We start from the raw sequence: 24,281 nt of genomic DNA, 5'->3' as shown, positions 1-24,281 counted from the left end.
CGCAAGTCCGGCGCGAAGCTCCTCTCGAAAAGGAGAGGTCTCATGAGCAATGGACTTGATGACGTCGTCGCCGCCGAAACCGTCCTGAGCCACGTGGATGGCGAGGCCGGTCGCTTGATCGTCCGCGGCCACGACCTGGAGGAGCTGGCGGGCCGCGTGCCCTTCGAGGAAGTCACGGCGATGCTGTGGGACGGGCTGGTGCCCGGCGTATCCGCTGATCCGCGCGTACGCTTCGGCGAGGCGCGGGAAAGGGCCTTCCGCACCCTCTCGCCCCTCGCCAGGAACCTGTCTGTCCTCACGCCGGTCGAGGGTATGCGCCTTCTGCTCGCGGCCCTGCCGGATGCCGACGAGGATCCGGCCTTCCTGGCGGTCGGCGCATCGGCGGTCGCCGCCGCCATGGCGATCAGGGGCGCGAAGGGCCTCCCCCCGGTGGCGCCCGATCCTTCGGCGGGTCATGCGGCCGATCTTCTGCGAATGATCAAGGGGGCGCCCGCCGACGAGGGCGGGGCGAAGGGGCTCGACACCTACCTGGTGACGGTGATCGACCACGGCCTCAACGCTTCCACCTTCACGGCTCGGGTGGTGGCCTCCACCGATGCGGGGCTGCTCTCGTCGGTGGTCGCAGGGCTCTGCGCCCTGAAAGGGCCGCTCCACGGCGGCGCTCCCGGCCCGGTCCTCGACATGCTCGACGCCATCGGCGCGGCAGACAACGCGGAGAGCTGGCTCGACGGCGCCATGGCTCGCGGCGAGCGCCTCATGGGCTTCGGCCATCGCATCTATCGCGTGCGCGACCCCCGTGCGGATGTGCTCAAGGTGGCCGCCGCGAAGCTCAAGAACGAGAGCAATCGCATCGCCTTCGCCGAGGCCGTCGAGCATGCGGCTCTCAGGGTGCTCCAGCGCCGCAAGCCGGGCCGCCGGCTGGACACCAACGTGGAGTTCTACACGGCGATCCTGCTCGATTCCCTCGGCGTGCCGCGCGAGGGATTTACGCCGCTCTTCGGGGCGGGCCGCACGGCGGGCTGGGTGGCGCATGCCCTCGAGCAGGAGAAGGCGGGCCGCATCATCCGCCCGCAATCGCGCTATGTGGGGCCGTGGCCGGCGCAGGCGGCTTGAGAAACACACCCCGCCATGGCCGCACTTGTCGCGGCCATCCCCACGTCCTGACCAGCAGCCTTTCCTGAGACGTGGATGCCCGGCCCAAGGCCGAGCATGACGAGGTGAGCACTCAGACGTGCTGGCCGCCGTTGATGTGCAGCTCCGCGCCGTTCACGTAGGAGCTCGCCTCGGTGCAGAGGAAATAGATGGCCTTGGCCACTTCGTCGGGGGTGCCCAGCCGCCGCATGGGGATCTGCTCGACGATCTTCTCCGTGCCGGGCGAGAGGATCGAGGTATCGATCTCGCCGGGGGAGATGGCGTTCACGCGTACGCCCAGAGGACCGAAATCGGCGGCCATCTCGCGGGTGAGGGCGGCGAGGGCCGCCTTCGAGGTGGAATAGGCCGCGCCCGCGAAGGGATGGACGCGCGAGCCCGCGATGGAGGTGACGTTCACCACCGATCCCTTGGCGCGGGTCAGTTCGTCCTGCAGGCCGCGGGCGAGCATGATCGAGGCGAAGAAGTTCACCTGGAACACCCGCGTCCAGTCCTCATAGGCCGTGTTGATGGCGTTCATGCGTGCGCCGCCGGGGCCCTTCGGCGAGATGCCCGCATTGTTGACGAGCGCGTGCAGGCAACCGCCCTCGGTCGCGAGCCGCTCCTTCACCTCGGCGATGGCACGCAGGGTGTCCTCCGCATTTGCGAGATCCACCTGCAGGTGATCCTCCGGCCCCATCTCCCAGGGACAGTTTTCCGGGAAGCCGTGGCGCGAACAGGTGATCACCCTCCAGCCGGCGGCGGAGAAGCGCTTGACCGTGGCATGCCCGATCCCGCGGCTGGCGCCGGTGAGCAGCATGATGCGGCGGGAGGTGTTGGACGAAGAGGACATGGTGACATCTCTATGAGCGGGGGCGCATCCTTAACCGATCCGCAGGCGCAAGTCTCATGGATAAAGCTCTCACGGATAGAGCCGGACCTTTCGCCATCCGTCTCCCTCGCGGGTGAAAACCACCCGGTCGTGGAGGCGGAAGGGCTTGTCCTGCCAGAACTCGATGGAGACGGGCGCGATCCGGAAACCGGTCCAGTAGGGCGGGCGCGGCACCTCGCCGATGGCGTATTTCGCCGCGTTCACCGCTACGGCCTTCTCCAGGGCGAAGCGACTCTCGAGGGGGCGCGACTGCTGGCTAGCCCAGGCGCCGATCCGGCTGTCGCGGGGGCGGCTCTGGAAATAGGCGTCGGCCTCCTCGTCGCTCACCAGGGTCACCGGTCCGCGCGCGCGGACCTGGCGGCGCAGGCTCTTCCAGTGCAGCACGAGCGCCGCCTTCTTCTGACCCAGAAGCTCGCGGCCCTTGTTGGATTCCGTGTTGGTATAGAACACAAAGCCATTCTCGTCGAAGCCCTTGAGCAGCACCATGCGCACATTGGGAAGCCCCGTCTCGTCCACGGTGGCGAGCGCCATGGCGTTGGGGTCGTTCGGCTCCGATGCCTCCGCCTCCTTCAGCCAGGACTGGAACAGGGCGAAGGGCTCTTCCGATTCGGTGAAGTCACCGGTTATTAACTGGTTCAATGGTTTATCTCGGGGTGTGACTTTTCGATATGGGGGCCCGACGCGTGCCGTGGACCAATACGCGCCGTTATAGATCAGATGATTTCCTGCGCGAAGCCGGGAAAATTCTGACGGCTGGCCTGATTGCCCTGTCCGCCTCCGCCTGCAGCTTCTCTCTCGGCATGGCGGGCATGGACGTGGGGGAGCCTGAGACCACCGGCTCCATCGCGCCTGCGAGCGCTCGCGCCGAGCCGTCCCCGCTCTCGCCCGATCTGAACGAGGAGGACTGGCGCCGGGCCAAGGCGGCGCTCGGCGTTGCCCTCGACCCCCAGGGCCCCGGTACCCAGGTTTCATGGGACAATCCCGACACCGCCGTGAAGGGCAGCTTCACGCCCACGGGCTCGCCCTTCGTGAGGAACGACGAAATCTGCCGCGCCTTCGACGCCCGGCTGAGCGGCCCGACCCAGGCCGTCCTGCGCGGCACGGCCTGCCGCCTCTCGGGCGAGGAATGGACGATCAAGGAGATCAGGCCGGCCGGAGACGAAACGAAGCCCGCCATGGCACCCGTCAGGCCGGGGAAAAAGATCGTGAAGGCTTAAGCTCGGCCGAACTGCTCGTTGCAAAGCAGCAACACTTTTCCCATATGAACCGGGAGTTCCGTGGGGCGGTTCTGCCCCGATCCAACGGTTCATGGATTGTCCAAGATGCGAAACCCTTACGACGTTCTAGGCGTGTCCCGCTCCGCAAGCGAAGCGGAGATCAAGAAGGCGTTCCGCAAGCTCGCCAAGTCCTACCATCCGGACAGCAACAAGAACGACCCCAAGGCCAAGGACAAGTTCGCCGAGGCCAATGCCGCCTACGAGATCCTGGGCGACGCGGAGAAGCGCGCCCAGTTCGACCGGGGCGAGATCGACGCGGAGGGCAAGCCGCGTTTCCAGGGCTTCGAGGGTTTCGGCGGCCGGGGTACGGGAGCCCAGGGCTTCGAAGGCTTCGGCTTCGGCGGCGGCCCGTTCGGCCGGCGCGGCGCGCGAGGCTTCACGGGCGGGGAGACCAGCGACTTCTTTTCCGAGCTCTTCGGCGAGGCGTTCCGCTCGGCCGGAGCCGATGGCATGCGTCAGCAGAGCCGCGCAAACTCTCAGAAGGGCGCGGACGTGTCCGCCACCCTGACGGTGACCCTCGAGGAGGTGGCCGCAGAGGCGAAGAAACGCATCCGGCTGCCCACGGGCCGCGACGTGGATGTCGTCATCCCCAAGGGCGTCACCGACGGGCAGGTGATCCGCCTGCGCGGGCTGGGGCAGGGGGCGCCGGGTGTGAACCCGGGCGACGCGCTGCTCACGATCCAGATCGCGCCGCATGAGCGTTTCACCATGGAGGGTGCGAATCTCCGCCATCGCCTGCCGATCCAGCTTGAGGAGGCCATCCTCGGCGGCCCCGTGCGCATTCCGACTCTGACCGGCGCGGTGAGCATGAACATCCCGCCCATGACCGATTCCGGCCGCACCTTCCGCCTGCGCGGCAAGGGCCTGCCCATGAAGGGCGGAGGGCATGGGGATCTCCTCGTCACCGTGGAGATCAGGCTGCCGCAGGTCGTGGACGAGGAACTGATGGACTACGCCCGCAAACGCCGTTCCGCCAAGGCTCAGTAACCGAAAACCACGATATAACGCCTGGATTGGCCTTCTGGCGGCCAAGAGGGCTTCCCCATGCCTGCCGGGTCGGCTAAAGAAGCCGCTCTTTTCACGTGTCCAGCGACGATCTAGGTGAACTCATGGCGGAGACAAAGGCCACCGGCATCCTGGCCGGTAAGCGTGGCTTGGTGATGGGGGTGGCGAACAACCGTTCGATCGCCTGGGGCATTGCGCAGGCTGCCCGTCAGCAGGGTGCGGAGCTTGCCTTCACCTATCAGGGCGAGGCCCTGAAGAAGCGCGTGGAACCCCTGGCGAGGGAGCTCGATGCCCATGTCGTGGGCCATTGCGACGTGACCGAGGGCGACACGATCGATGCCGTGTTCGAAGAAGTGAAGGGCCTCTGGGGCTCCATCGACTTCGTCGTCCACTGCATCGCCTTCTCCGACAAGGACGAACTCACCGGCCGCTACGTTGACACCAGCGAGGGCAACTTCTCCAAGTCGCTCCTCATCTCCTGCTATTCCTTCACGGCCATCGCCCAGCGGGCCGAGAAGCTGATGCCCGACGGCGGCTCGCTCGTGACGCTCACCTATTACGGCGCCGAGAAGTGGATGCCCCACTACAACGTCATGGGCGTGGCCAAGGCCGCTCTCGAAGCGTCCGTGCGCTATCTCGCGGCCGATCTCGGCCCCAAGAACATCCGCGTCAACGCGATCTCGGCCGGCCCGATCAAGACGCTCGCCGCCTCCGGCATCGGCGATTTCCGCTACATCCTGAAGTGGAACGAGTACAATTCGCCGCTCCGTCGCACGGTCACCACCGAGGAGGTCGGCGAGACGGCCGCCTATCTCGTGTCCGACATGGCGCGCGGCATGACCGGCGAGATCCTGCACGTGGATGCCGGCTATCATGTGGTGGGCATGAAGAATCCGGAAGCGCCCGACCTGTCCCTCGACAAGGAGTGATCTGACCAATCATGCATTCGCCTCGCCCGACGATCTATTTCATTCGCCATGGCGAGACGGATTGGAACCTCGAGGGCCGCCTCCAGGGCCAGAAGGACATTCCGCTCAACAAGCTCGGGCGCGTCCAGGCCGAGGAGGCGGGTCGCCGCCTCCGTTCCGTTTGCCCGCATTATGAGGATCTCGCCTATGTGGCGAGTCCGATGCGGCGTACCCGTGACACCATGGAGATCCTGCGGGGAACCATCGGCCTCCCGCCCCAGGGCTATGGGGTGGACGAGCGCCTGATCGAGATCACCTTCGGCGCATGGGAAGGGATGACCTGGAAGGAGGTCCGCAGGGCGGAGCCGCAGCTGGCGGCCCTGCGCGAGCGGGACAAGTGGAATTACGTTCCCCCGGGCGGAGGCGAGAGCTACGCCATGCTCGTGGACCGCATCCGTCCCGTCCTCGACGATCTGACCCGCGACACGGTGATCGTCGCCCATGGCGGCGTGGCCCGTGCCTTTCTTTCCCTGTGCTGCGGCATCTCCTCGCGCCAGGCCGCGAGCATGGATATCTGGCAGGGCCGGGTGCTCGTGCTCCAGGACCGCAAGCACCGGTGGGTATGAGGAGCCTAGGCTCGCCCCCTGCCATGGCCGTCCCTTCCTCTCTCGTCACGGTCGGCTCGTCCCGGCCATTCCGGCGAGGAAAGGCGCGGCGCTCCGAGGGCCGGGATCACCGGCGCGGGGCCGGTGACGACGTGCGGGAGGGCGCGGCGCGGGTGCGGCCCGCCCATTGACCCGTCACCCTGCAACCGTGTTATCCCGTCACCGGAGCCGGGCGCACCCGCCTCTGGGGCGTCAGAACCCTGTCAGGGCGGCGCAAGCATCCGCCGCAACGATGCCTTCCCAACCTTACGGTCAGGGAGGCGATGGCGCATGTCCAGGGCGAAGGCCTAAAGGTCAGCGCGGTCGTCCCTGACGGCTTCTGAACTCCCCGGCCACCAGGGCTCCTGGTGGTCGCTTCATCTGAGGGAGTTGCGAGCGATGGACCAGCCCTACAGCGTCGTGGCCGATTGGCTCTCCAGGTTCACACCTGGCCGGAGACCATCCAGGCCCTCTGGTTCGTCGCCGTTCCCGCCACCGTGCTCGGCGTCACATGGATTCTGATGCGGGGCCTGCGGGACATCCTCCACGCCGTTCGACGAGACGAGGTCCGCCGGATCGGCGGGGTTGACCGGCATGCCCAGGGCCGCATCCTGATCGACCGGCGTGAGCGGACGCGGGACATCGAGCGGCAGACCCCGCCCGAGCTGATCGCGCGCGAGCCGCGTCCGTTCGGGCGAGCGGAGGAGTGAGCCCCGTCCCGGCGCCAAGTCCTCTGTTCGCCGCTCCGGAGGAACCTTCGGGAAGGCATCGAGGCTGCGGGAGGTGACACCCGCCCGCTTTGGCTCTAAGACGCCCTGAACCTTCGAAGAAGCGCCATGTCCCACAATACCTTCGGCCACCTTTTCCGTGTCACCACCTTCGGCGAGAGCCATGGCCCGGCCCTCGGCTGCGTCGTCGACGGCTGCCCGCCGATGATCCCGCTGGAGGCCTCCGAGATCCAGGCGGAACTCGACCGCCGACGCCCGGGCCAATCCCGCTTCACCACTCAGCGCCAGGAGCCGGACCAGGTGAAGATCCTCTCCGGCGTGTTCATGGATGAGCGCACGGGAAAGCAGGTCACCACCGGCACGCCTATCGCTCTGATGATCGAGAACGTGGACCAGCGTTCCAAGGATTACTCGGAGATCAAGAATTCCTATCGCCCGGGACACGCGGATTTCACCTACGATGTGAAATACGGGATCCGTGACTATCGCGGCGGCGGCCGCTCCTCGGCTCGCGAGACGGCGGCCCGCGTGGCGGCGGGGGCGGTGGCACGCAAGGTCCTGTCCGGCGTCACCATCCGTGGCGCCCTCGTGCAGATGGGGCCTCACGCCATCGATCGCGGCAACTGGGACTGGGACGAAGTCTCGCGCAACCCCTTCTTCTGCCCTGACGCCAAGGCGGCCGAGTTCTTCGCGGAATATCTGGACGGCCTGCGCAAGGCGGGCTCCTCCATCGGTGCGGTGATCGAGGTCGTCGCCGAGGGCGTGCCGGCGGGGCTCGGCGCGCCCCTCTACGGCAAGCTCGATTCCGATCTCGCCGCCGCGATGATGTCGATCAATGCCGTGAAGGGAGTCGAGATCGGCGAGGGCTTCGCCGCCGCCGCGCTGCGCGGCGAGGAGAACGCGGACGAGATGCGTCCCGGCAACCAGGGCGCGCCGACCTTCCTGTCGAACCACGCTGGCGGCGTTCTCGGAGGTATCTCCACCGGCCAGCCTGTCGTCTGCCGCTTCGCCGTGAAGCCCACCTCGTCGATCCTCACTCCCCGCGCCAGCGTGACCCGCACCGGCGCCGAGGCCGACGTCATGACCAAAGGGCGCCACGACCCTTGCGTCGGCATCCGCGCCGTTCCGGTGGGCGAGGCCATGATGGCCTGCGTGCTCGCCGATCACCTCCTGCGCCACCGGGGGCAGGTGGGTCAGGGGGCGTCCTGGCCGTTCGAGGGGTGAGCAACTCGGCGCCGCCTCATGCGGAACGAGCGGCTCGCCATTGGCGCGACGGGGAGAGGCCGAGGGTGAGGGCGGACATTCAGGACGCTCTGTCATCCCGAGCCTGCAACGATCATAGGGGCGTCACGGCCAGGCTTGCCCGGCCGCCCCGATAGGGAGAAACGCGGCGCTCCATCGAAACGGGATCACCGGCACAAGGCCGATGATGGCGTGAAGAGGTCCGGTTCGCCGGTCCACCAGTCGGTCTCTCGGGATGAAGGGCGGGATGCACTGCAGCCCTAATCGACGATTTTTAGTTTTACTAAAATCGTCTCATCCGCTAAATCGGCCGCATGAAGCTGGCTGAATGGTTGTCCCGCAATGGCATCTCGCGCGTGGAATTCGCGCGGCGGATCGGCGTCACTCCCGGCGCCATCACCCAGATGTGCAACTCCGATCATGCTTGGCTTTCGCGAGATACCGCGCAACTGATCGCCCGCGAGACCCGCGGAGCCGTCACCCCCAACGATTTTCTGCTCCTATCCGCCCAGGAGGCCCTGATGTCCAACTCCGTCACCGAAGCCATCGAGGCTTTTAGTCGCGGTGAAATCGTCATCGTCACGGATGACGACGACCGTGAGAATGAGGGTGATCTCATCGTGGCTGCCTCCCTCTGCACGCCGGAGAAGATGGCCTTCATCATCCGCAACACCTGCGGCATCGTCTGCGCGCCGCTCACCGCCGCGGAGGCGCGCCGCCTGCGGCTCGACCCCATGGTGGCCTCGAACGATGCGCCGCTCGGCACGGCGTTCACCGTCTCCGTTGACGTGAAGCACGGGCTCACCACCGGCATCTCGGCCGAGCAGCGTTCCAACACGGTGCGAGCGCTCGCCAACAACAACATGGGCGCGGCCGATTTCGTGCGTCCCGGCCACGTGTTCCCGCTTATCGCCAAGGATGGCGGCGTGCTCATGCGCTCCGGCCACACGGAAGCCGCCGTCGATCTCTGCAAGCTGGCGAATCTGCCGCTGGTGGGCGTGATCTGCGAGCTCGCCAACGACGACGGCACGGTGATGAAGGGCGCCCAGATCGACGCCTTCGCCGAGAAGCACAGCCTCAAGCGTATTTCGGTGGCCGATCTCATCGCCTACCGTCAGTCTCGCGAGAAACTCGTCGAGCGTATCGCTACCTTCCCGGTGGAGACGCCCTGGGGCTCGTTCACGGGCTATGCCTACTCGACGCCCTTCGACAGTGTGCAGCACATCGCGGTAGTCCACGGCCGCATCGGCGACGGCACCAATGTTCCGGTTCGCCTGCATCGCGCCAATGCGCTCACCGACGTGTTCGAAGGAGGCAGGACGGTGGCGGCCGTCATGCAGCGCTTTGTGAAGGAGGGCCGGGGCGTCCTCGTTTACCTGCGCGACGGCACGGCGGGTGTACCGACCACATCCTTCTCGGAGCACGAGGAGACCACATCCGAAGCCGCGCGCTCCAGCCAGTGGCGGGAGATCGGGCTCGGCGCGCAGATTCTGAAGGATCTCGGAGTCGCCTCGATTCGCAATCTCGCTACCTCGAGCCGCTCCTATGTGGGCCTCTCCGGCTTCGGCATCGACCTGCTCGGCCAGGAGCCGATCGAAGGCTGAGGGGCTGGCGTCGTCCGCGGTCTCGTGCCGGAAATCCGCGCCCTTCCGCAGAGCGGTTGCCGTGAGGCGTGGATGGCCGGATCAAGTCCGGCCATGACGGAAACCGCCACTACGCGTGCATCTCGCGTCCCATCAGGGCGTCGAGGTGGAACGCGGTCGATTTCGCCAGCCCTTCGAGGTCGTAGCCGCCTTCCAGAACCGACACGATGCGCCGCCCGCAATGTCTGTCGGCGAGATCCATCAGCTTCCGCGTCGCCCAGGCGAAATCCGTCTCGGTGAGGTTGAGGCCCGCGAGCGGATCGCGCCAATGCGCGTCGAAGCCCGCGGAAATGATGATGAGATCCGGCGCAAAGGCGTCGATGCGCGGCACGATCGCCGTGTCCACGGCCTCCCGGAAGGCTTCCGAGCCATCGCCCGCATTGAGGGGAGCATTGACGATGGTGTCGTGCTCGCCGGTTTCCGAAACAGCACCCGTTCCGGGATAAAGCGGGGCCTCGTGGGTAGAGCAGTAGAGCACGCTGCCGTCGTTCCAGAAGATGTCCTGCGTGCCGTTGCCGTGATGGACGTCCCAATCGAAGATCGCGACCCGTTCCACGCCGTGTTTCGTCTGTGCGTGCCGCGCGGCAATGGCCGCATTGTTGAAGAAGCAGAATCCCATGGCCCTGGCGCGTTCGGCATGGTGCCCCGGCGGGCGCATGGCGACGAAAGCATTCGTCACATGACCCGCTACGACCTCGTCGACGGCTTTCACCGCGCCGCCGGCGCTGCGGAGAGCTGCCTCGTAGGTCCCGGGCGACATCACCGTGTCATCGTCGATTTTCACCAGCCCCTCGCGGGGAGCCATGTCCCGCAGCCTCACCACATAATCCTCAGGATGAGCGAGAGTGAGGCTTTCCATCTCCGCCATGGGGGCCTGATCGCGGACGAGGGATGTAAAGCGCTCCTTCTCCAAGGCGCGCTCAATGGCGCGGATGCGGTCCGGCCTCTCGGGGTGGCCGAGAGGCGTCTGGTGATCGAGGCTGGACGGATGGCTGATGTAGAGCGTGGACATGCAAGCACTTGACCGGTGGTGGAAAAACAGTGTCGCAGCCGCGTGAGCGGTTGTCTATGTTGTTGCAATGCAACAGTGATCGCGCTGGAACCGTGGCATTGTTACGGTGATTCGCTAGATGGCCCGGCTTCAACCGCTCGAAGGTCATAGCGTACCTTCAACCCAAGCTGTCCCCTGCGGCAGTCAAGTAGAGCTTTGTTCCGATGCGCCTCTCGAGCCTCGTCTTCCTTATGGCAACCATGGCGGCCGCGCTGGCCGGGTGTACCTACAAGGGCGTTCCAGATCCACAGGTCTCCACCCGCGACGCGGAGTGGATGGCGCAGATCCCGGCAGCCCAGGAAGAGCCGCGCAACGGCCGTTATATCGTCGACGATCCGACGGGCGAGGCGCCGGGCACCATCGTGGTGGATACGAAGCAGCGCTTCCTCTATCTCGTGCAGGAGGGCAAGAAAGCCATCCGTTACGGCGTCGCCGTCGGTGACGAGGCCTATGGCTGGGCCGGCACGTCGCGCATCGCCCGCAAGGCGGAATGGCCGAATTGGAACCCGCCCGCCGAGATGAAGGCGCGCTGGCCGCATGTCCGTCCCATGAATGGCGGCCCCGCTAACCCGCTCGGCGCCCGCGCCCTGTATCTCTACGAGGGCAACCGCGACACGCTCTACCGCATTCATGGCACCAACGAGCCGGAGAAGATCGGCCAAGCCGTATCCTCCGGCTGCATCCGGATGCGTAATATCGACGTGATCGATCTCTACAACCGCGTGGCGCTGAATACGAAAGTCATCGTCCGCTAGATCATCGATCCCAAAAGGGGCCTGCATTTCGGAACCGGTCCGAAGGCCAAGAGATCCGAAGGCCAAGAGAAAAGCGCCACCTCGGGCGCTTTTTTCATTGCAGGCGGGGCGGGCTTACCGGTCCAGCATCGCCTCCTTGCGGAGGATCGCGGGAGGGTCGAACGTCCTGGTCTTTGCCGGGCGGGTGTTCAACGAACGCATGGCGGCGGCCAGGGCCGGGAGCGCGACGGGCTTGAAAGCGGGAATGGTCTGAGCGGCTGCTTTCGAGGTCGATTGCTGATCTCGATTTGGGGCATGCAAGGTCATCGGTTTCCTCCTGGTCATAGCGGGTGCTTGCACCTGCCGTCATGATCGGGAGAGACGCGACCTCTTTGAGGCAAACCCTCGACCATGTGCTTATTGTCCAACGGGTAATCGAAACAGGCTTAATCCAGAATGAACGCCGGCGGCGTCGCAGGGGCTGCCGGATCATGCGTCGGGCAAAGCTCTCGCCATCCCTCAGGCCCTGCGGATCCCATCGGGATTGGTGACGTCGAATTGGCCATAGGCACCGGCTCCGACCGCTGGTGGAGATGGGTCCCCGTATCCGCGGGATGACGCGGTAAAGGCGGGAGAGGATGGCGAGCGCCCTGCCGCCCTGCTCCTCGATCGGAAGCAACGGTTGGGCGGGCACGTTGTCCACGAGCCCGCCGTCGAGTGCCGCCATGCCTCCGACGCGGCCGACCGGCAAGAAGGGCGGCATACTGGCGCTCGCCGTCAGGGCCGCAATGATTTCGGCGGGCGAGGCGAGATCCTGAACAAGGACGATTTGAGGGGGCGAAGTCCAGCGCCGGCTGCCGCGCGGGTGGACGGGCGAGCGCCGCTTCTGCTCGATCTGATAGGTTGCGATCCCGAGTTGGATCGTAAAGGGCCAGGACGAGCCCTCGTTGCGCCAGGAGCGCCATTCGAAACTGCGGCGTGCCCCGAATACAGGCCTCCGCCACCATCGCGTTGGCCGTCCGGCCCAGGGCCAGGAGGCTGTAGCATGCGGACCACGCGCCCGCGCTCATACCGACCACCATGGAAGGGGCGAGGCGCGGGAGGGGAGCCACCGCCGGCGAACGCCACCTCGCCGAACATGGCTCCTATCGCCGCATTGCTGCGAGTGCTGCCTCCTCCTCGGCCCGGGCACGCTCGCGCCAGGCGAGCACGATGCGTTCGAGATCGGCGAGGTCCTGCTCGGGGAGAGAGCCCAGCGTGCGGTGCACATAGGCGCGCTGCGCCGCGATCCCCTTCTCCGCCAGGTCACGCCCCTTCTTCGTGAGGTACAGCGCGTTGGAGCGCCTGTCGCCCGGAATCGAGCGGCGCTCGACAAGGTCAGCCTCCACCATCCGGTCGAGGAGACCCGAGACATTCCCCTTGGTGACATACAGCCGCTCCGCCAACTCCTGCTGGCTCAAGCCCTCCCTCTCCGTCAGTGTGGACAGCAGATCGAATTGGGGAATCGACAGGCCGAGCGCCTTCAACTCGCTGGCGACCGTGTTGAGCGCGCGGCGATGCAGGCGAATGACGCGAAACCAGATGCGAAGCGGATCCGATCCGAGGTCCGCAGGGGCGGGGGAAGGGGAAGACACAGAGGAAGGCTCCTGTTGAGGGCGGATAGTTTATGGTGAAACGGTCCATGTCGTCATCCCCGCCCGGAGAGTGCCCGACGCAAACGAGGAGTCCGGCGCATGGAAACGGCCGTGAATGACACGTTCAGGTTATGATATATTGTTATGTGGGACGGCCCGTGCTAAGGCGGCCTATCTTCCGCGAAGGTTAGATCATGACCGCCACTCTCTCCTCCAACGTTCCGCTGCCCTCGCCTCAAGCGTCTTCCGTGTCCTTCTCGGGCCGAGGGGGCGAGTTTCTCAGGATGCTGGTGACCGGGAGCCTTTTCCAGATTCCCACCTTCGGCTTCTATCGCTTCTGGCTGATCACGAAGCTGCGCCGCCATCTGTGGGCGAACACCCAGATCGAGGGCGAATCCTTTGAGTACACGGGTACCGGAAAGGAACTGCTGATTGGCTTCCTGATCGCCATCGCCATTCTGGCACCGCTCTATATCGGGATCTTCCTGGCCTCGATCCTGCTCGAAGAGCAGGCCGCGTTCGCCAGCATCCCTCTCTTCCTGATCCTCTACGTGCTGGCGAATGTCGGCAGCTACCGCGCGCGCCGTTACCGCGCCACGCGGACCGTCTTTCGCGGCGTGCGCTTCTGGATGAGGGGCTCCGGCTGGGCCTATGCCTTTCGGGCCATCCTGTGGGATTTCGCCGTTCTGCTCACCCTCGGCCTCGCCCTTCCGTGGGCGATGGCGTCCCTTGAGCGCTATCGCATGCGCAACACCTATTTCGGCACCATTCAGGGGGACTTCTCCGGCGCGGGCTGGGCCCTGTTCAAGCGCGGTTGGTGGCTCTGGGCCCTGAGCCTCGCCTCTCTTGCCGGCACCATCGCGCTCGCCGGCTACGTGAGCGAAACCTATCCCGAGCAGGAGGAGGTGTTCGGAGCCATGGTGCTTCTGCCGATCATCCTGGTCGGCATCGGGATCTGGCCTATCGTCATGGCGATCTTCACCCGCTGGCATATCGACGGCCTTCGCTTCGGCGACGTGGCGGTGTCGAGCAGGCTCCAAGCAGGCACCATCTACGGCCTTTTCTTCAAGGTGCTCTTCTCATCCGTCGGCTGTTTGATCGCCTTCGGCGTCGTCTTCGCGATCGGAGCCTTCCTGGCCGGCCGGTTCCTCCAGGAGGGGCTGGACGACTTGCAGGCTGGTGAATGGACCGGAGGAGCGATGGTCCTCGGCATTCTGGGGGCTCTGGCCTATCTCGTGATTCTCTTCGGCCTCGGCGTCATTCAGCGCTATTTCTTCGGCCGTGGCTTGTGGGCCGCCGTCGCCAACACCACGTCGGTTTCGAACCTGCGTTCATTGGACAATGCCGGCGCCGTCGGACGCCCTATGGGCAGCATGGGCGAAGGTCTCGCCGATGCGCTCGAATTCGGCATCGGCATCTGAGAGGATGCGTGGTGGATGCGGTGTTCTATGACGGAGCGAGCGCCCGGCGACGGGCCGTCACTCTCAAGGTCACCGCATCGAGACTCGACCTCCATGAGGGAGGCGAATGGATCGCCTCCTGGCCTGTCGGCGAGGTCCGCCGGAAGGATGCATCCGATGGCGTCTTGCGCCTGGCGTGGGAAGGTGGATCGGAGCTGGCGCGTCTTGACGTGACGGATCGTGCCGCTCAGGAAACCGTTCGGTTGCATTGCCTTCACCTCGATGATCGCGAGACGCGGGAGAGGAGAGGACAGATTTTCCTCTGGTCCGCCGCAACCGCGATCTCGATCATCCTGTGCGTGCTTTACTTCATTCCGCTGCTGGCGGAGACGCTCACTCCACTGATCCCCGTGCCTTATGAGCAGCGCATCGGCAAGGCCGTCGACAATCAGCTGCGTGCTTTGCTGGGCGACGGACTTTGCGAAGCGCCCGAGGGAACGACGGCCCTGCGCAAGCTGACCGAACGCTTGAGCGGGGTGATGGACGTCGAAGCCCCTCTTGAGGTCGCGGTCCTCGATTCGAAGATCCCCAACGCCATCGCGCTTCCCGGAGGGCGGATCTACATCTTCCGCGGGCTCCTGGAGAAGGCGGAGACAGCCGACGAGGTGGCCGGCGTGCTGGCACACGAGATCGGGCATGTCGCCGCCCGGGACGGTCTGCGCATGATGCTTCAGTCGGGCGGCACCTCCTATCTCTTCGGCCTCCTGTTCGGCGACGTGACAGGCGGCGGCGCCATCGTATTCGCGAGTCGCTATCTCATCGACAGCGCCTATTCCCGCCAGGCGGAAGCGGCGGCGGACGATTTCGCGGGCCGCATCATGGTCTCGTTGGGCAGGCCCGCCCATCCCATGGCGCTGTTGCTCAAACGCATCGAAGCGGAGGTCGATGAGGACGAGGAGGAGGGTGACGGGAACGAAACGAGCATTCCTGCTTTTCTGTTGACCCACCCGATCACCGATCAACGCTTGAAAGCTTTGGAAAAACAGGTGCCATCCCAGTCCGGCGAGCCTCTTCTGAACCAGGAGGAGTGGCGCGCGCTCCAAGAGATTTGTAAGACCCCTTAATGCGTCGTCTCATCATCGAAGAGCCCTTTTCCCGTCCGGCCCAATGGTCGCCTACGGTGGCCTGGTTCGCGCTTGTCGTGACGGTTCTCTCGGTTCTCCTGATCCGATTCGGCCGCATCGACTATCAATCCGGTTTCATCGTCCTGGGAATCGGGCTTGCTATTGCCGGTTTCGCTGCCGGGCTTTCCTTCATTGCCTTCCTTCGCATTTGGCAGGAAGGACGGCGTGGCCTCGGCAGCGCCATCAAGGGGCTGGTGCTGGCTGCTCTCGTTCTAGGCTATCCGGCCGTGCTGAGCCTCAAGGCCGTGACGCTGCCGGCGATCAACGATGTCAGCACCGATACGGATGATCCGCCCGCCTTCTCGCGCTCGCGCGTCGCTCTCGATGCTCGCCACGGCCGCATCCCTCCCGATGTTTCGCCAGAGGAGCGCGAGTTGCAGCGGGAGGCCTATGTCCAGATTGCGCCGCTCTCGCTCGATATCCCGCCCGAGGATGCCTTCCCCCTGGTGCGCAGGGCTGCTGAAAACCTCGGGTGGCAGGTAATCGAGGCCGTGCCTCCCGGAGGACGGACGGGTGTCGGCCGGCTCGAGGCCGTCGACCGCACGCTTGTCCTGAGGCTTCCCAGTGACATCACGATACGCGTCCGGCCACGGGTCGACGGGACGCGCATCGATATCCGCTCCGCATCCCGCATCGGCCAGCACGATCTCGGCGCGAATGCCACGCGGATTCGCGCCTTTCTCGAAGAGGCCTCGAATCTGGCCCTGGCGGTGAAGTAATCCGCCTTCGCATCCTGCGCAAAAGTGGCGCCGGTTTTTCGCACGACGCGCTAGACCGGGCGATACTCCCCCTTGAGGCTCGGGGCGCCGTCCGTTGCCGCCATCTCTTTGGCGATCAGATCTTCCAGATGGGCAAAGACGGACAGTCCTGCGGCATTCAAGAGGGCCGGGTTGAGCCCCTGATAGATGGCGCTCACGATCTCAGGGATCGTCCGGTCGCCGGCTTTCAGGCGGTTGAGAATCGAAGTCTCGCGCAATCGCCGGTGATGGATAAGCGCGCGCACGAAGCGCTGAGGCTCCTGCACGGGACCTCCGTGGCCGGGCCAATAGACCGCGTCCTCGCGTCCTCTGAGCTTGTCGAGGGAGGCCATGAACGCGCTCATGGATCCGTCGGGTGGCGCGACGACGGTGGTGGACCAGGCCATCACGTGATCGCCGGAGAACAGGGCCTTCTCCTCGGGCAGCGCGAAGGCCAGATGATTGGCCATGTGTCCCGGCGTCGCAACGGCCTCGAGGGTCCAGTCGGGGCCTTGCACCACGCTGCCTTCGGCCAGTTCAAGGTCGGGAGCGTAATCCTTGTCGGAACTCGCCTCGAGAGAGTTCACTTCACCGCTGAACAGGGGGCGGGAGCTCCGGTGCGGGCTGCACCCGACGACGAGAGCTCCCGTCGCGGCCTGGATGGCTCGGGCGGCGGGGGAGTGATCCCGATGGGTGTGGGTGACGAGGATATGGGTCACTGTCTGGCGGCGGACGGCGTCGAGCAGGGCCTCGATATGCCCGGGGCTGTCCGGGCCCGGATCGATGATGGCCACCTTGCCCGAGCCGACGATGTAGCTGCAGGTGCCGGTGAAGGTGATAGGACCTGGGTTATTGGCGACGATTCGGCGTATGAGCGGGCTCACCCGCACGCATTCGCCCGACCGGGCCGGAGGACGGACATCGAAGGTGAGATCGTCTGCCATGAAAGATCCTGGGAAATCTCTGTCGGTTCCACATCGGGGCCGTGCCGCGGCTTGAGGCTGGCCTGCCCCTCCTATAGGGCTTTCCTTGCCGCCTGCGAATGGCGGATTGAACTGGAGATATGTTTCATGTCGACTGGCGCCACATCGCCATCTACTTCGTCGACCCTCGTCGGCCTGATCTGGCCCTCCCGGGACGACGCCCGTTTTGCCGCGCTTCGCGCCATCGTTCTGATGGCTGTCGGCACGGCGCTTTTGACCCTCTCCGCCAAGATCCAGGTGCCGCTGCCTTACGTTCCCATGACGCTGCAGACGCTCGTCGTGCTGATCATTGGCACCTCCTATGGTTGGCGTCTCGGCGGCGCCACCGTCGGTCTCTATCTGCTGCAGGGGGCGATGGGCATCCCCGTTTTCGCGGGCCCGACGGCCGGCATCGGCTATATGATGGGGCCGACGGGCGGCTTTCTCTTCGGCTTCCTGGCCGCCGCCGTCGTCATGGGCTTCATGGCGGAGCGCGGCTGGGACCGCTCGCTCCTGCGCGTCATCGTCATGATGAGCCTCGGCCATGCACTGGTTTTCGTGTTCGGACTCGCTCAGCTCTCGCTGGTCATGCCCTTCGCCAAGGCCTGGACCGTCGGCGCCGCGCCGTTCGTCGCCGCAACCGTGGTGAAGACCGCTTTGGCAGTGGCCCTGATGCAGGCGGCCTGGTCCGTCACCTGCCGTAGCGAACGGTCTCAGTAAGAGCCTTCGCAAAAGCCCATGATCGAAGCCGCCTTCCAGGCGGCTTCTTTCGTTTGAGGCCGCGTGTCGCGCTCAGCGTATGGTGGGAGAAAGTGGACCCGGTCCTTCGCTCCAAACGATGCTCTCTCCAAAGAGTGGAGCATCGGATTGGATCCCAAAAGTGGACCCGCCGATCCCGTCCGATGCTCTAGCCGACCGAATGGACGAGCCGGAGATTGGGCTTTGCCTTGATGCTGCCATGGCGGAACGTGAGCTCGACCCACTCTTCGTCGCCGCCTCCCTCGGTGACGCGATAGCCCATCTGCCTGGCAATCGCTTCCACCTGTCCGAGATTGGACCTGGAAATCCAGCGCGAGAATTCCAGAGTTTCCTGATCCATGAGAACGGCGACCATGCCGATCTCGACGCCTTGGTCAAAATCTTCGCTGCGGCCGGGAAAACGCAAACGCAAGCCCTCATCGAGATGGATATGTCGCATGGTGGGAGCCCCCATATCGCCGTGCGTGGCATTATTTTTTATAAGTGTAGCAACATTCCGTTAAGATCGGAAGGCGTCAAGGGCGCGCAGTGTTGCAACGGAACTTGGCTGCGACGCAAGAACAGCCGGAACCCTCCAAGGAAGCGCTCATTAGCCTTGCAGGACGGAAGAGCAATCCTTGGAGGCGGACTCATGGCCGAGCGCAGAATCACTGCTTTCTTCAACACCTATGACGAGGCGGCCAAAGCCGTGCAGCGGCTGGAGGCGGCGCACATGCAGAATTTCGAGATCAGTCTGATCTCCAACAACGCCGACGGCATCTCTTCGCACAGAGCGGCGCGCTCCGCCGAGGACGAGAGCCGCTCCCACGACTTCGCCGAGGCCGGAGCCGCGGCGGGCACGATCGCGGGCGGCGGTGCAGGGCTTCTGGCCGGGCTCGGCACGGTGGCCGTTCCGGGGTTGGGACCCTTGGTCGCAGGTGGATGGCTGGTCTCAGCGCTTGTCGGCGCAGGGGCGGGGGCTGCGCTCGGCGGCCTCGTGGGAGCGCTGGCCGATTCCGGCATGAGCGAAGAGGAGGCCAAGGCCTATGTGGACGGGATCCGCGACGGTGGAACCCTCGTGACCGTTCGCGTGGACGAGGCCGAGATCGATCGCGTGGTGGATATCCTGGACGACGAGGGGCGCATCGAGCCCGGCCAGCAGGAGCGGGATTGGCGTTCGGAAGGAGCCGCCCCCCCGATCGGAGCTGCGGCCTCGACGACGACAGGGCTCACGACGGACCTCATGCCGAACCCCCTCGACGAGGAGGATGACGGAACGTTGCATGTCGAAATGGAGGACGAACGTGTACGGCGCATGACCCGTCCGGGCGGCGAGCGGTCCTGAAACAGGCGGAAGGCCGTATCGGCCTTCCGCCTCCGCTCGCCGAGGTGTTACTCAGCGGTTCTTGCGCAGGAGATTGTCCAGGCTCCAGACTCCGCCCCCGGCAGCTACGAAGTAGAGGAACACAAAGCAGTAGAGAATCGCCGCATCGCCGCCGTTCAGCACGGGGAAGAAGCTCTTGGGCGCATGGGCGATCCAGTAGGCGCAGGCCATCAGCCCAGAGAGAACGAAGGCGACGGGGCGGACGAAGACGCCCAGAACCAGAAGGGCTCCCCCGAAGAGTTCGAGGACGCCCGCGATCCACGAGAGGCTGAACATGGCAGGCGAGGAGCCAGCGGGAAAGCCCAGGATTTTCTGGGTGCCGTGCGCCATGAAGATCAGCGCGGCCACGATTCGCAGAACGCTGAGAAGGCGGGGCGACCAAACGGCCTCAAGCGTGCTTGTATGCATCGGTTGTGTCTCCGGTAGATGGGATTGCGGCGCCGACTGAATGCGCGCCGTTTGCGATCCCCGGCTTTAAAGGTCACGCTTCTCCGTTTCCAGGTGCGAGGGCGCACGCTGCGGTAACGAATTGCTTACCACGTTCGAAGGACACTTTGATCGTTCCCTCATGCTCGGCGTTTTCCTCATGCCAACAGCACTGGAGGCTGCCATGACCATCCTCGATCCTCAAACCGGTCAACTCGTCACGATCGATCTCACGCCGCGTCCGCGTCCCTGAGAAGGAGGCGCGTTTCTTCCGGGAACCTGAGTTCCTCCTTTCCTTGTTCGTTTTTCGCGCAGATCATCGTGCCGCAGGGCTCCAAAAGGCTTGAGGTCCATTGTGCGGAACATCACCTTCCAACCTGGCTGCGCCTGGTTCCGGCGAACGGGCCGGAACCTGAAAGCCGCCCCTGCATTGGCCTTGCAACGGCAAGGTTCGATAGACGTTACGGCCGAGGTTTTACTCGCCCGTTGAGGCAACCTCGGCTTTGAAGCGCTGTATTTGCAGAATGCGGTCGAGTTGGGAGAGTTGAATGGCTCTGACGGGACGTTTTAATCTTCGCAAGACCTTTACGGGTCGCATCATCCTGCAGGTGGAGGAGGAGGTGCAGGGCTTCTGGGGCCGCATGATGGGCCGCCCCAAACTGCACCGCCGCTGGCGCGATGCCAATGTGCTCGACCTGGCGGCTCCGGAATTGCGCTCCCTGGTCGATCTGCGGTTCCGCCCCCGCTACATGCCGCAGGCCCAGGAAACCGTCCAGGACTGGCCAAAAGCCTCGCGTCAGCTGGAGGCGATTCCGGCTCAGACCCTTCATTACGAGACCTATGACGAGAACGGCCGCTTCTCGACGCACTAGGCGGTCGACCCGCCCCGGGGTGGCTGAGCCCGAACGGGCTCGGCGATCTCGGTCACTGTCTAGAGAAAGAATGGTCGGAGTGATAGGATTCGAACCTACGACCCCCTCGTCCCGAACGAGGTGCGCTACCAGACTGCGCTACACTCCGACACCGATTTTTCATCGGGAGGCCGGACTTATAGCGACGAGGGGCGGGGGCCGCAAGAGGGGATTTGCGCGTTTCGGGCGATATCTTTTCAATTTGAGACCTTCGCAAAACCGGGTTGCCAGGAACGGCTCCGCCGATTATGTACACGCCCACCATTGGGGCGTAGCCAAGCGGTAAGGCAGCGGTTTTTGGTACCGCCATTCCCAGGTTCGAATCCTGGCGCCCCAGCCATCTTTCTGTCTCAGTTCCTGAAATTTCGCCGATTGCTTCGACAAGAGCCGACACATCCGCCGGGGCGTGCGAAAGCTACGTTGTGGGTGAGACCGCGGAGGCTTGTGGCTAGTTCCTTGATCCCGGCATGATCGGAAGGGCCATCTGATAGAGCAATGCGGCCTGCCGGAGGTACCCCGAAGGATCCTGGTTCGTCCCTGGACGTCACCGAGCCTGCGGCCCTATTAATCTGCTGATGATCCAGACAGATGAAAACCAAGCGGCAGGAATCGGAGCAAGTTCCCTGAAGTTCGGGACCAGCGGGCTGCGAGGGCTCGTCACGGAGCTAAACGGCGTTCCGGCCTATGCCTATTCGTGCGCTTTCGCCGAGATGCTCAAGGAAGACGGTGCCACGGCCCGGGGGAACGGGATGGTGCTGGTCGGGCAGGATCTGCGTGGCAGCAGCCCCAGCATCGCGCAATTGTGCCGCGCTGCGTTAGAGGATGCCGGGCTGGTCCCCGTGGATTGCGGTGCGCTGCCGACTCCGGCATTGGCCTTCCATGGTTCGCAGCGCGGCCTCCCGGCGATCATGGTGACGGGGAGCCATATTCCTGAGGATCGCAATGGGTTGAAATTCTACCGGGCCGAGGGAGAGATCGACAAAAAGGACGAGGCCCGTATTCTCGCCCATCACACCAAGCTGAACATTCAGGCTGTGCCCGGCGCCATCCAGGAGGGGCGTTCCACTGCTCCGGACATAGACCTGCGCACCGCTTACAAAGCGCGCTACGTAGATTTCTTTGGAGCCGAGGCGCTCTCCGGGCTGACGATCGGCGTCTATCAGCATTCCTCTGTGGCCCGCGATCTTCTGGTTGAAGTTCTCGAAGCGCTTGGTGCCCGTGCCATTCCACTGGGACGCGCAGAGAACTTCATTCCCGTCGATACCGAGGCGTTGCGGCCGGAGGATGAGGCACTGGCGCGCCAATGGGCCAGCGAGGGCATTCTCGATGCAATCGTCTCGACCGACGGCGATGCTGATCGTCCTTTGATCGCCGACGGATCAGGCAGGTTCCTGCGGGGCGACCTCGTCGGCGCCATTACCGCGCGCGGCCTCGGCGCCGATGCCATCGTGACGCCGGTCACCTCCAATTCGGCTTTGGAGGCGTCCGGAGGGTTCAAGTCCGTCATCCGCACGAAGGTTGGATCACCCTATGTCATCGAAGGAATGGCTGAGGCGGTGCAAGCCGGAGCCCAGGTCGTCGTCGGCTTCGAAGCCAATGGCGGCGTCTTGCTAGGCTCGGACGTTGAGCGGCAGGGACGCCGCCTCGCGGCGCTCCCCACGCGGGATGCCATGCTGCCCATTCTCTGTACCCTAAACGAAGTTGCCGCACGTTCGCAGCCCCTCGCAGAGATCGCGGCTGATTTCTCCTTCAAGGCTGCCGCGAGCAACCGCTTGAAAAATGTCGCAAGCGAGAGAACTGGATCTTTTCTCTCTCGGCTCCAGCAGGACGTCGCTTTCCGCAGCGATCTGTTCTCTCCTCTCGGCGGCGTCGCCGGTCTCGATGCTCGTGACGGGCTGCGAGTCACCGCAAGCAACAGTGAAATCGTTCACTTCCGTGCATCGGGGAATGCGCCGGAATTGCGAGTGTATGTGGAGGCCGCAAGCCCAGCCCGGGCAGAGAGTCTGCTCGACTGGGGCCTTTCTCTCGCTGCACTGCAGATCAAAGGCTGATTGATCTTCCGAAGAGGAGAGCCTGCCATTGTTCGAGGGCAGGGGCCTTCGCATCGAGCACCTCTGTCGCCGTTTGAGCGAAGGGGCCTCAGGAGCAATGGAGGCCGAATGGCCACCAAGCTATGTAATGATACGACATTGATATGACGTGCTGGTTTGGGATAAAAGGGTTCGGCGTGGCGGAGCCTTGGCTGGGGAGCGCGAACTTCGCCCGCTGGGAGACAGAACCTTGAACTGTTTCGCGAGTCGTGTGGAAGTTTTCGCAAAGTCTCTGTCTCAGCGGATAATAGTCGTTATCATCGATGATCGTGCGGATCGTAAGATTGCTGTCTGGTGAATGTCATGGTGCTGGTTTGAATTTGGTCACGACATCCGTACGGGAAGCCTTGGCGATGATGTTTGGGTCAAGGGTGATCCTTGACTGCTGCAATCTTCGGGAGGCGCGATTCTCCGCTTTGGCTCCGAAGCTCTCACAGCGGTCGGCAGAAGGTTTGTCGAAATGACAAAACGCTTCCTGGTGACGGGTGGGGCCGGATTCATAGGTTCGGCGGTCGTTCGCCGCCTGATCGGCGCGACGCCTCACCAGGTACTGGTGGTGGACAAGCTGACCTACGCGGGCAATCTGGATTCCCTGGCTCCCGTTTCCGGCGAGCGCCGCTACGCCTTTGCGCGGGCGGACATCGCAGATGCGGCCCGGATCCAGGAGATCATCGCGCGTTTTCAGCCGGACGTGATCATGCATCTGGCGGCAGAAAGCCATGTGGATCGCTCTATCGATAGTCCGGGAGAGTTCGTGCAGACCAACGTCGTCGGCACCTTCGTGCTGCTGCAGGAGGCGCTGCGCTATTGGCAGGGCTTGAGCGGACAGCGGCGCGACGGCTTCCGTTTCCATCACGTTTCCACCGACGAGGTCTTCGGCTCGCTGGGAGAGGAAGGCTTCTTCCACGAGCGATATCCTTACCAGCCGAATTCCCCTTATTCAGCCTCCAAGGCAGCCTCCGATCACTTTGTTCGGGCTTGGCACCATACATACGGGCTGCCCGTTATCGTGACGAATTGTTCGAACAACTACGGACCCTACCATTTCCCCGAGAAACTGATCCCGCTGATGATCCTGAACGCCTTGGAGGGCAGACCGCTGCCGGTTTATGGCAGGGGCGAGAACGTGCGCGACTGGCTCTATGTGGACGATCACGCGGAGGCGCTCATCCTCGTCGCCGAAAAAGGCAGGATCGGGGAGAGCTACAACATCGGTGGCCGGAACGAGCGTAAGAACATCGATGTGGTGAAGGCCATCTGCAGACTGGTGGACGAGATGGCTCCCGATGCTCGGATCGGCTCCCGGGAAGAACTGATTACCTTCGTCGCCGATCGTCCAGGGCATGATCTGCGTTATGCGATCGATGCCACGAAGATCGAGCGGGATTTAGGCTGGCGTCCTGCCGAGACCTTCGAGACGGGCGTGCGCAAAACGGTGGAATGGTATCTCCGCAACCGGACATGGTGGGAACGAGTCCGCTCGGGTGTTTACCAGAGCGAGCGTCTCGGCGGCATTGTCTGAAGCCGCAGGAATGCGGGAGTTGTCCCTGTGAAGGTTGGTGA

General features: G+C 64.4%; 27 protein-coding genes, 2 tRNA genes and 1 pseudogene. 20 read left to right on the top strand and 10 right to left on the bottom strand.

Features of this window, described 5'->3' with window-relative positions; genetic code table 11:
- The first annotated feature begins 42 nt into the window (after nt 1–42).
- Nucleotides 43–1,113: a citrate synthase/methylcitrate synthase gene (locus tag GR328_RS15945; RefSeq protein ID WP_160885513.1), complete on the top strand. Its 1,071-nt coding sequence runs from the start codon at nt 43–45 to the stop codon at nt 1,111–1,113.
- Nucleotides 1,114–1,225: 112 nt separating this feature from the next.
- On the opposite strand, the gene GR328_RS15940 is transcribed toward GR328_RS15945, so the two are convergent.
- Entirely contained in the window at nt 1,226–1,948 is a 723-nt protein-coding gene (locus tag GR328_RS15940) for an SDR family NAD(P)-dependent oxidoreductase (protein ID WP_160885559.1), read from the bottom strand.
- Nucleotides 1,949–2,050: 102 nt separating this feature from the next.
- Nucleotides 2,051–2,659 (bottom strand): pyridoxamine 5'-phosphate oxidase, encoded by a 609-nt coding sequence (gene pdxH / locus GR328_RS15935; RefSeq protein WP_160885512.1) that lies wholly within the window; start codon nt 2,657–2,659, stop codon nt 2,051–2,053.
- 44 nt (nt 2,660–2,703) lie between these two features.
- On the opposite strand from pdxH, the gene GR328_RS15930 reads away from it, so the two are divergent.
- The 8 genes from GR328_RS15930 (at nt 2,704) to ribB (ending at nt 9,428) form a co-directional block, all read left to right on the top strand.
- Nucleotides 2,704–3,237 carry an RT0821/Lpp0805 family surface protein gene (locus GR328_RS15930; protein ID WP_343039401.1) on the top strand — a complete coding sequence of 178 codons (534 nt, stop codon included), beginning with the start codon at nt 2,704–2,706 and terminating at the stop codon, nt 3,235–3,237.
- A 105-nt stretch (nt 3,238–3,342) separates the two neighbouring features.
- On the top strand, nt 3,343–4,284 hold the full coding sequence (locus tag GR328_RS15925) for a DnaJ C-terminal domain-containing protein (protein ID WP_160885510.1): 942 nt from the start codon (nt 3,343–3,345) through the stop codon (nt 4,282–4,284).
- Nucleotides 4,285–4,406: 122 nt separating this feature from the next.
- Complete coding sequence (fabI, locus tag GR328_RS15920) at nt 4,407–5,231, top strand: enoyl-ACP reductase FabI (protein ID WP_160885509.1); 825 nt, start codon at nt 4,407–4,409, stop codon at nt 5,229–5,231.
- 11 nt (nt 5,232–5,242) lie between these two features.
- On the top strand, nt 5,243–5,836 hold the full coding sequence (locus GR328_RS15915) for a histidine phosphatase family protein (protein WP_160885508.1): 594 nt from the start codon (nt 5,243–5,245) through the stop codon (nt 5,834–5,836).
- Nucleotides 5,837–5,859: 23 nt separating this feature from the next.
- Complete coding sequence (locus GR328_RS15910; RefSeq protein ID WP_160885507.1) at nt 5,860–6,006, top strand: hypothetical protein; 147 nt, start codon at nt 5,860–5,862, stop codon at nt 6,004–6,006.
- A gap of 216 nt (nt 6,007–6,222) precedes the next feature.
- Complete coding sequence (locus GR328_RS15905; RefSeq protein WP_246215912.1) at nt 6,223–6,564, top strand: hypothetical protein; 342 nt, start codon at nt 6,223–6,225, stop codon at nt 6,562–6,564.
- A gap of 126 nt (nt 6,565–6,690) precedes the next feature.
- Nucleotides 6,691–7,806 (top strand): chorismate synthase, encoded by a 1,116-nt coding sequence (aroC, locus tag GR328_RS15900; protein WP_160885506.1) that lies wholly within the window; start codon nt 6,691–6,693, stop codon nt 7,804–7,806.
- Nucleotides 7,807–8,138: 332 nt separating this feature from the next.
- Nucleotides 8,139–9,428 carry a 3,4-dihydroxy-2-butanone-4-phosphate synthase gene (gene ribB, locus GR328_RS15895; RefSeq protein ID WP_160885505.1) on the top strand — a complete coding sequence of 430 codons (1,290 nt, stop codon included), beginning with the start codon at nt 8,139–8,141 and terminating at the stop codon, nt 9,426–9,428.
- A gap of 109 nt (nt 9,429–9,537) precedes the next feature.
- On the opposite strand, the gene GR328_RS15890 is transcribed toward ribB, so the two are convergent.
- Entirely contained in the window at nt 9,538–10,479 is a 942-nt protein-coding gene (locus GR328_RS15890) for a histone deacetylase family protein (protein WP_160885504.1), read from the bottom strand.
- A 203-nt stretch (nt 10,480–10,682) separates the two neighbouring features.
- Here GR328_RS15890 and GR328_RS15885 point away from each other — a divergent pair, with 203 nt between their 5' ends.
- The gene (locus tag GR328_RS15885; RefSeq protein WP_160885503.1) at nt 10,683–11,273 is read left to right on the top strand and encodes a L,D-transpeptidase; all 591 of its coding nucleotides are present in this window, start codon (nt 10,683–10,685) and stop codon (nt 11,271–11,273) included.
- A 114-nt stretch (nt 11,274–11,387) separates the two neighbouring features.
- Here GR328_RS15885 and GR328_RS15880 read toward each other — a convergent pair whose 3' ends face one another.
- Nucleotides 11,388–11,579 carry a hypothetical protein gene (locus GR328_RS15880; protein ID WP_160885502.1) on the bottom strand — a complete coding sequence of 64 codons (192 nt, stop codon included), beginning with the start codon at nt 11,577–11,579 and terminating at the stop codon, nt 11,388–11,390.
- A 311-nt stretch (nt 11,580–11,890) separates the two neighbouring features.
- Between GR328_RS15880 and GR328_RS28295 the strand changes: the two genes are divergently transcribed.
- The gene (locus tag GR328_RS28295; RefSeq protein ID WP_343039400.1) at nt 11,891–12,070 is read left to right on the top strand and encodes a hypothetical protein; all 180 of its coding nucleotides are present in this window, start codon (nt 11,891–11,893) and stop codon (nt 12,068–12,070) included.
- Here the strand turns inward: GR328_RS28295 and GR328_RS28290 are convergent.
- Together GR328_RS28290 and GR328_RS15870 are read right to left on the bottom strand one after the other, a co-directional pair.
- Nucleotides 11,989–12,174, bottom strand: a pseudogene (locus GR328_RS28290) (patatin-like phospholipase family protein); the annotation flags it as partial. The gene GR328_RS28295 and the pseudogene GR328_RS28290 sit on opposite strands and share 82 nt — an antisense overlap.
- 223 nt (nt 12,175–12,397) lie before the next feature.
- A complete protein-coding gene (locus GR328_RS15870; RefSeq protein ID WP_160885501.1) occupies nt 12,398–12,886 on the bottom strand; it encodes a MarR family transcriptional regulator in 489 nt (162 codons plus the stop codon).
- Nucleotides 12,887–13,080: 194 nt separating this feature from the next.
- Between GR328_RS15870 and GR328_RS15865 the strand changes: the two genes are divergently transcribed.
- The 3 genes from GR328_RS15865 to GR328_RS15855 are packed head-to-tail and all read left to right on the top strand — an operon-like array spanning nt 13,081 to nt 16,189.
- A complete protein-coding gene (locus tag GR328_RS15865; RefSeq protein ID WP_160885500.1) occupies nt 13,081–14,307 on the top strand; it encodes a DUF898 family protein in 1,227 nt (408 codons plus the stop codon).
- Nucleotides 14,308–14,318: 11 nt separating this feature from the next.
- Entirely contained in the window at nt 14,319–15,410 is a 1,092-nt protein-coding gene (locus tag GR328_RS28040; protein ID WP_160885499.1) for a M48 family metalloprotease, read from the top strand.
- Nucleotides 15,410–16,189, top strand: coding sequence for a DUF1499 domain-containing protein (locus GR328_RS15855; RefSeq protein ID WP_160885498.1), 780 nt, complete (start codon nt 15,410–15,412; stop codon nt 16,187–16,189). The genes GR328_RS28040 and GR328_RS15855 overlap by 1 nt, the downstream gene beginning before the upstream one ends.
- 50 nt (nt 16,190–16,239) lie before the next feature.
- On the opposite strand, the gene GR328_RS15850 is transcribed toward GR328_RS15855, so the two are convergent.
- Nucleotides 16,240–17,151, bottom strand: a complete 912-nt coding sequence (locus GR328_RS15850) for an MBL fold metallo-hydrolase (RefSeq protein ID WP_160885497.1) — start codon at nt 17,149–17,151, stop codon at nt 16,240–16,242.
- A 126-nt stretch (nt 17,152–17,277) separates the two neighbouring features.
- Here GR328_RS15850 and GR328_RS15845 point away from each other — a divergent pair, with 126 nt between their 5' ends.
- Nucleotides 17,278–17,889 carry a biotin transporter BioY gene (locus GR328_RS15845; RefSeq protein ID WP_160885496.1) on the top strand — a complete coding sequence of 204 codons (612 nt, stop codon included), beginning with the start codon at nt 17,278–17,280 and terminating at the stop codon, nt 17,887–17,889.
- A 187-nt stretch (nt 17,890–18,076) separates the two neighbouring features.
- Here GR328_RS15845 and GR328_RS15840 read toward each other — a convergent pair whose 3' ends face one another.
- Nucleotides 18,077–18,367 carry a hypothetical protein gene (locus tag GR328_RS15840; protein WP_160885495.1) on the bottom strand — a complete coding sequence of 97 codons (291 nt, stop codon included), beginning with the start codon at nt 18,365–18,367 and terminating at the stop codon, nt 18,077–18,079.
- Nucleotides 18,368–18,559: 192 nt separating this feature from the next.
- Between GR328_RS15840 and GR328_RS15835 the strand changes: the two genes are divergently transcribed.
- A complete protein-coding gene (locus GR328_RS15835) occupies nt 18,560–19,252 on the top strand; it encodes a hypothetical protein (protein WP_160885494.1) in 693 nt (230 codons plus the stop codon).
- Nucleotides 19,253–19,303: 51 nt separating this feature from the next.
- Here the strand turns inward: GR328_RS15835 and GR328_RS15830 are convergent, their stop codons facing one another.
- Nucleotides 19,304–19,699 carry a DoxX family protein gene (locus tag GR328_RS15830; protein WP_160885493.1) on the bottom strand — a complete coding sequence of 132 codons (396 nt, stop codon included), beginning with the start codon at nt 19,697–19,699 and terminating at the stop codon, nt 19,304–19,306.
- A 566-nt stretch (nt 19,700–20,265) separates the two neighbouring features.
- On the opposite strand from GR328_RS15830, the gene GR328_RS15825 reads away from it, so the two are divergent.
- Nucleotides 20,266–20,589, top strand: coding sequence for a hypothetical protein (locus tag GR328_RS15825; RefSeq protein ID WP_160885492.1), 324 nt, complete (start codon nt 20,266–20,268; stop codon nt 20,587–20,589).
- A 71-nt stretch (nt 20,590–20,660) separates the two neighbouring features.
- Here the strand turns inward: GR328_RS15825 and GR328_RS15820 are convergent.
- Nucleotides 20,661–20,737, bottom strand: a tRNA-Pro gene (locus GR328_RS15820).
- Between the two features lie 156 nt (nt 20,738–20,893).
- Between GR328_RS15820 and GR328_RS15815 the strand changes: the two genes are divergently transcribed.
- The 3 genes from GR328_RS15815 to rfbB all read left to right on the top strand — a co-directional run bounded on the left by GR328_RS15815 (nt 20,894) and on the right by rfbB (nt 24,240).
- Nucleotides 20,894–20,968: transfer RNA gene (locus tag GR328_RS15815), tRNA-Gln, on the top strand.
- A gap of 268 nt (nt 20,969–21,236) precedes the next feature.
- Entirely contained in the window at nt 21,237–22,679 is a 1,443-nt protein-coding gene (locus GR328_RS15810) for a phosphomannomutase (protein ID WP_160885558.1), read from the top strand.
- A gap of 499 nt (nt 22,680–23,178) precedes the next feature.
- Nucleotides 23,179–24,240, top strand: a complete 1,062-nt coding sequence (rfbB, locus tag GR328_RS15805; RefSeq protein ID WP_160885491.1) for a dTDP-glucose 4,6-dehydratase — start codon at nt 23,179–23,181, stop codon at nt 24,238–24,240.
- Nucleotides 24,241–24,281 lie beyond the last annotated feature (41 nt).

The organism is Microvirga makkahensis (genome assembly GCF_009830105.1).
GTDB lineage: Bacteria > Pseudomonadota > Alphaproteobacteria > Rhizobiales > Beijerinckiaceae > Microvirga > Microvirga makkahensis.
Note: the sequence above shows the minus strand (reverse complement) of the source record. Positions and strands in the feature narration are given on the sequence as shown.

Coding starts and splice junctions, on each gene's coding strand:
- GR328_RS15945 (WP_160885513.1), top strand. CDS start 43: ATGAGCAATGGACTTGATGACGTCGTCGCCGCCGAAACCGTCCTGAGC.
- GR328_RS15940 (WP_160885559.1), bottom strand. CDS start 1,948: ATGCTGCTCACCGGCGCCAGCCGCGGGATCGGGCATGCCACGGTCAAG.
- GR328_RS15925 (WP_160885510.1), top strand. CDS start 3,343: ATGCGAAACCCTTACGACGTTCTAGGCGTGTCCCGCTCCGCAAGCGAA.
- fabI (WP_160885509.1), top strand. CDS start 4,407: ATGGCGGAGACAAAGGCCACCGGCATCCTGGCCGGTAAGCGTGGCTTG.
- GR328_RS15915 (WP_160885508.1), top strand. CDS start 5,243: ATGCATTCGCCTCGCCCGACGATCTATTTCATTCGCCATGGCGAGACG.
- GR328_RS15910 (WP_160885507.1), top strand. CDS start 5,860: ATGGCCGTCCCTTCCTCTCTCGTCACGGTCGGCTCGTCCCGGCCATTC.
- aroC (WP_160885506.1), top strand. CDS start 6,691: ATGTCCCACAATACCTTCGGCCACCTTTTCCGTGTCACCACCTTCGGC.
- ribB (WP_160885505.1), top strand. CDS start 8,139: ATGAAGCTGGCTGAATGGTTGTCCCGCAATGGCATCTCGCGCGTGGAA.
- GR328_RS15890 (WP_160885504.1), bottom strand. CDS start 10,479: ATGTCCACGCTCTACATCAGCCATCCGTCCAGCCTCGATCACCAGACG.
- GR328_RS15885 (WP_160885503.1), top strand. CDS start 10,683: ATGCGCCTCTCGAGCCTCGTCTTCCTTATGGCAACCATGGCGGCCGCG.
- GR328_RS15880 (WP_160885502.1), bottom strand. CDS start 11,579: ATGACCTTGCATGCCCCAAATCGAGATCAGCAATCGACCTCGAAAGCA.
- GR328_RS28295 (WP_343039400.1), top strand. CDS start 11,891: ATGGCGAGCGCCCTGCCGCCCTGCTCCTCGATCGGAAGCAACGGTTGG.
- GR328_RS15865 (WP_160885500.1), top strand. CDS start 13,081: ATGACCGCCACTCTCTCCTCCAACGTTCCGCTGCCCTCGCCTCAAGCG.
- GR328_RS15855 (WP_160885498.1), top strand. CDS start 15,410: ATGCGTCGTCTCATCATCGAAGAGCCCTTTTCCCGTCCGGCCCAATGG.
- GR328_RS15850 (WP_160885497.1), bottom strand. CDS start 17,151: ATGGCAGACGATCTCACCTTCGATGTCCGTCCTCCGGCCCGGTCGGGC.
- GR328_RS15845 (WP_160885496.1), top strand. CDS start 17,278: ATGTCGACTGGCGCCACATCGCCATCTACTTCGTCGACCCTCGTCGGC.
- GR328_RS15840 (WP_160885495.1), bottom strand. CDS start 18,367: ATGCGACATATCCATCTCGATGAGGGCTTGCGTTTGCGTTTTCCCGGC.
- GR328_RS15835 (WP_160885494.1), top strand. CDS start 18,560: ATGGCCGAGCGCAGAATCACTGCTTTCTTCAACACCTATGACGAGGCG.
- GR328_RS15830 (WP_160885493.1), bottom strand. CDS start 19,699: ATGCATACAAGCACGCTTGAGGCCGTTTGGTCGCCCCGCCTTCTCAGC.
- GR328_RS15825 (WP_160885492.1), top strand. CDS start 20,266: ATGGCTCTGACGGGACGTTTTAATCTTCGCAAGACCTTTACGGGTCGC.
- rfbB (WP_160885491.1), top strand. CDS start 23,179: ATGACAAAACGCTTCCTGGTGACGGGTGGGGCCGGATTCATAGGTTCG.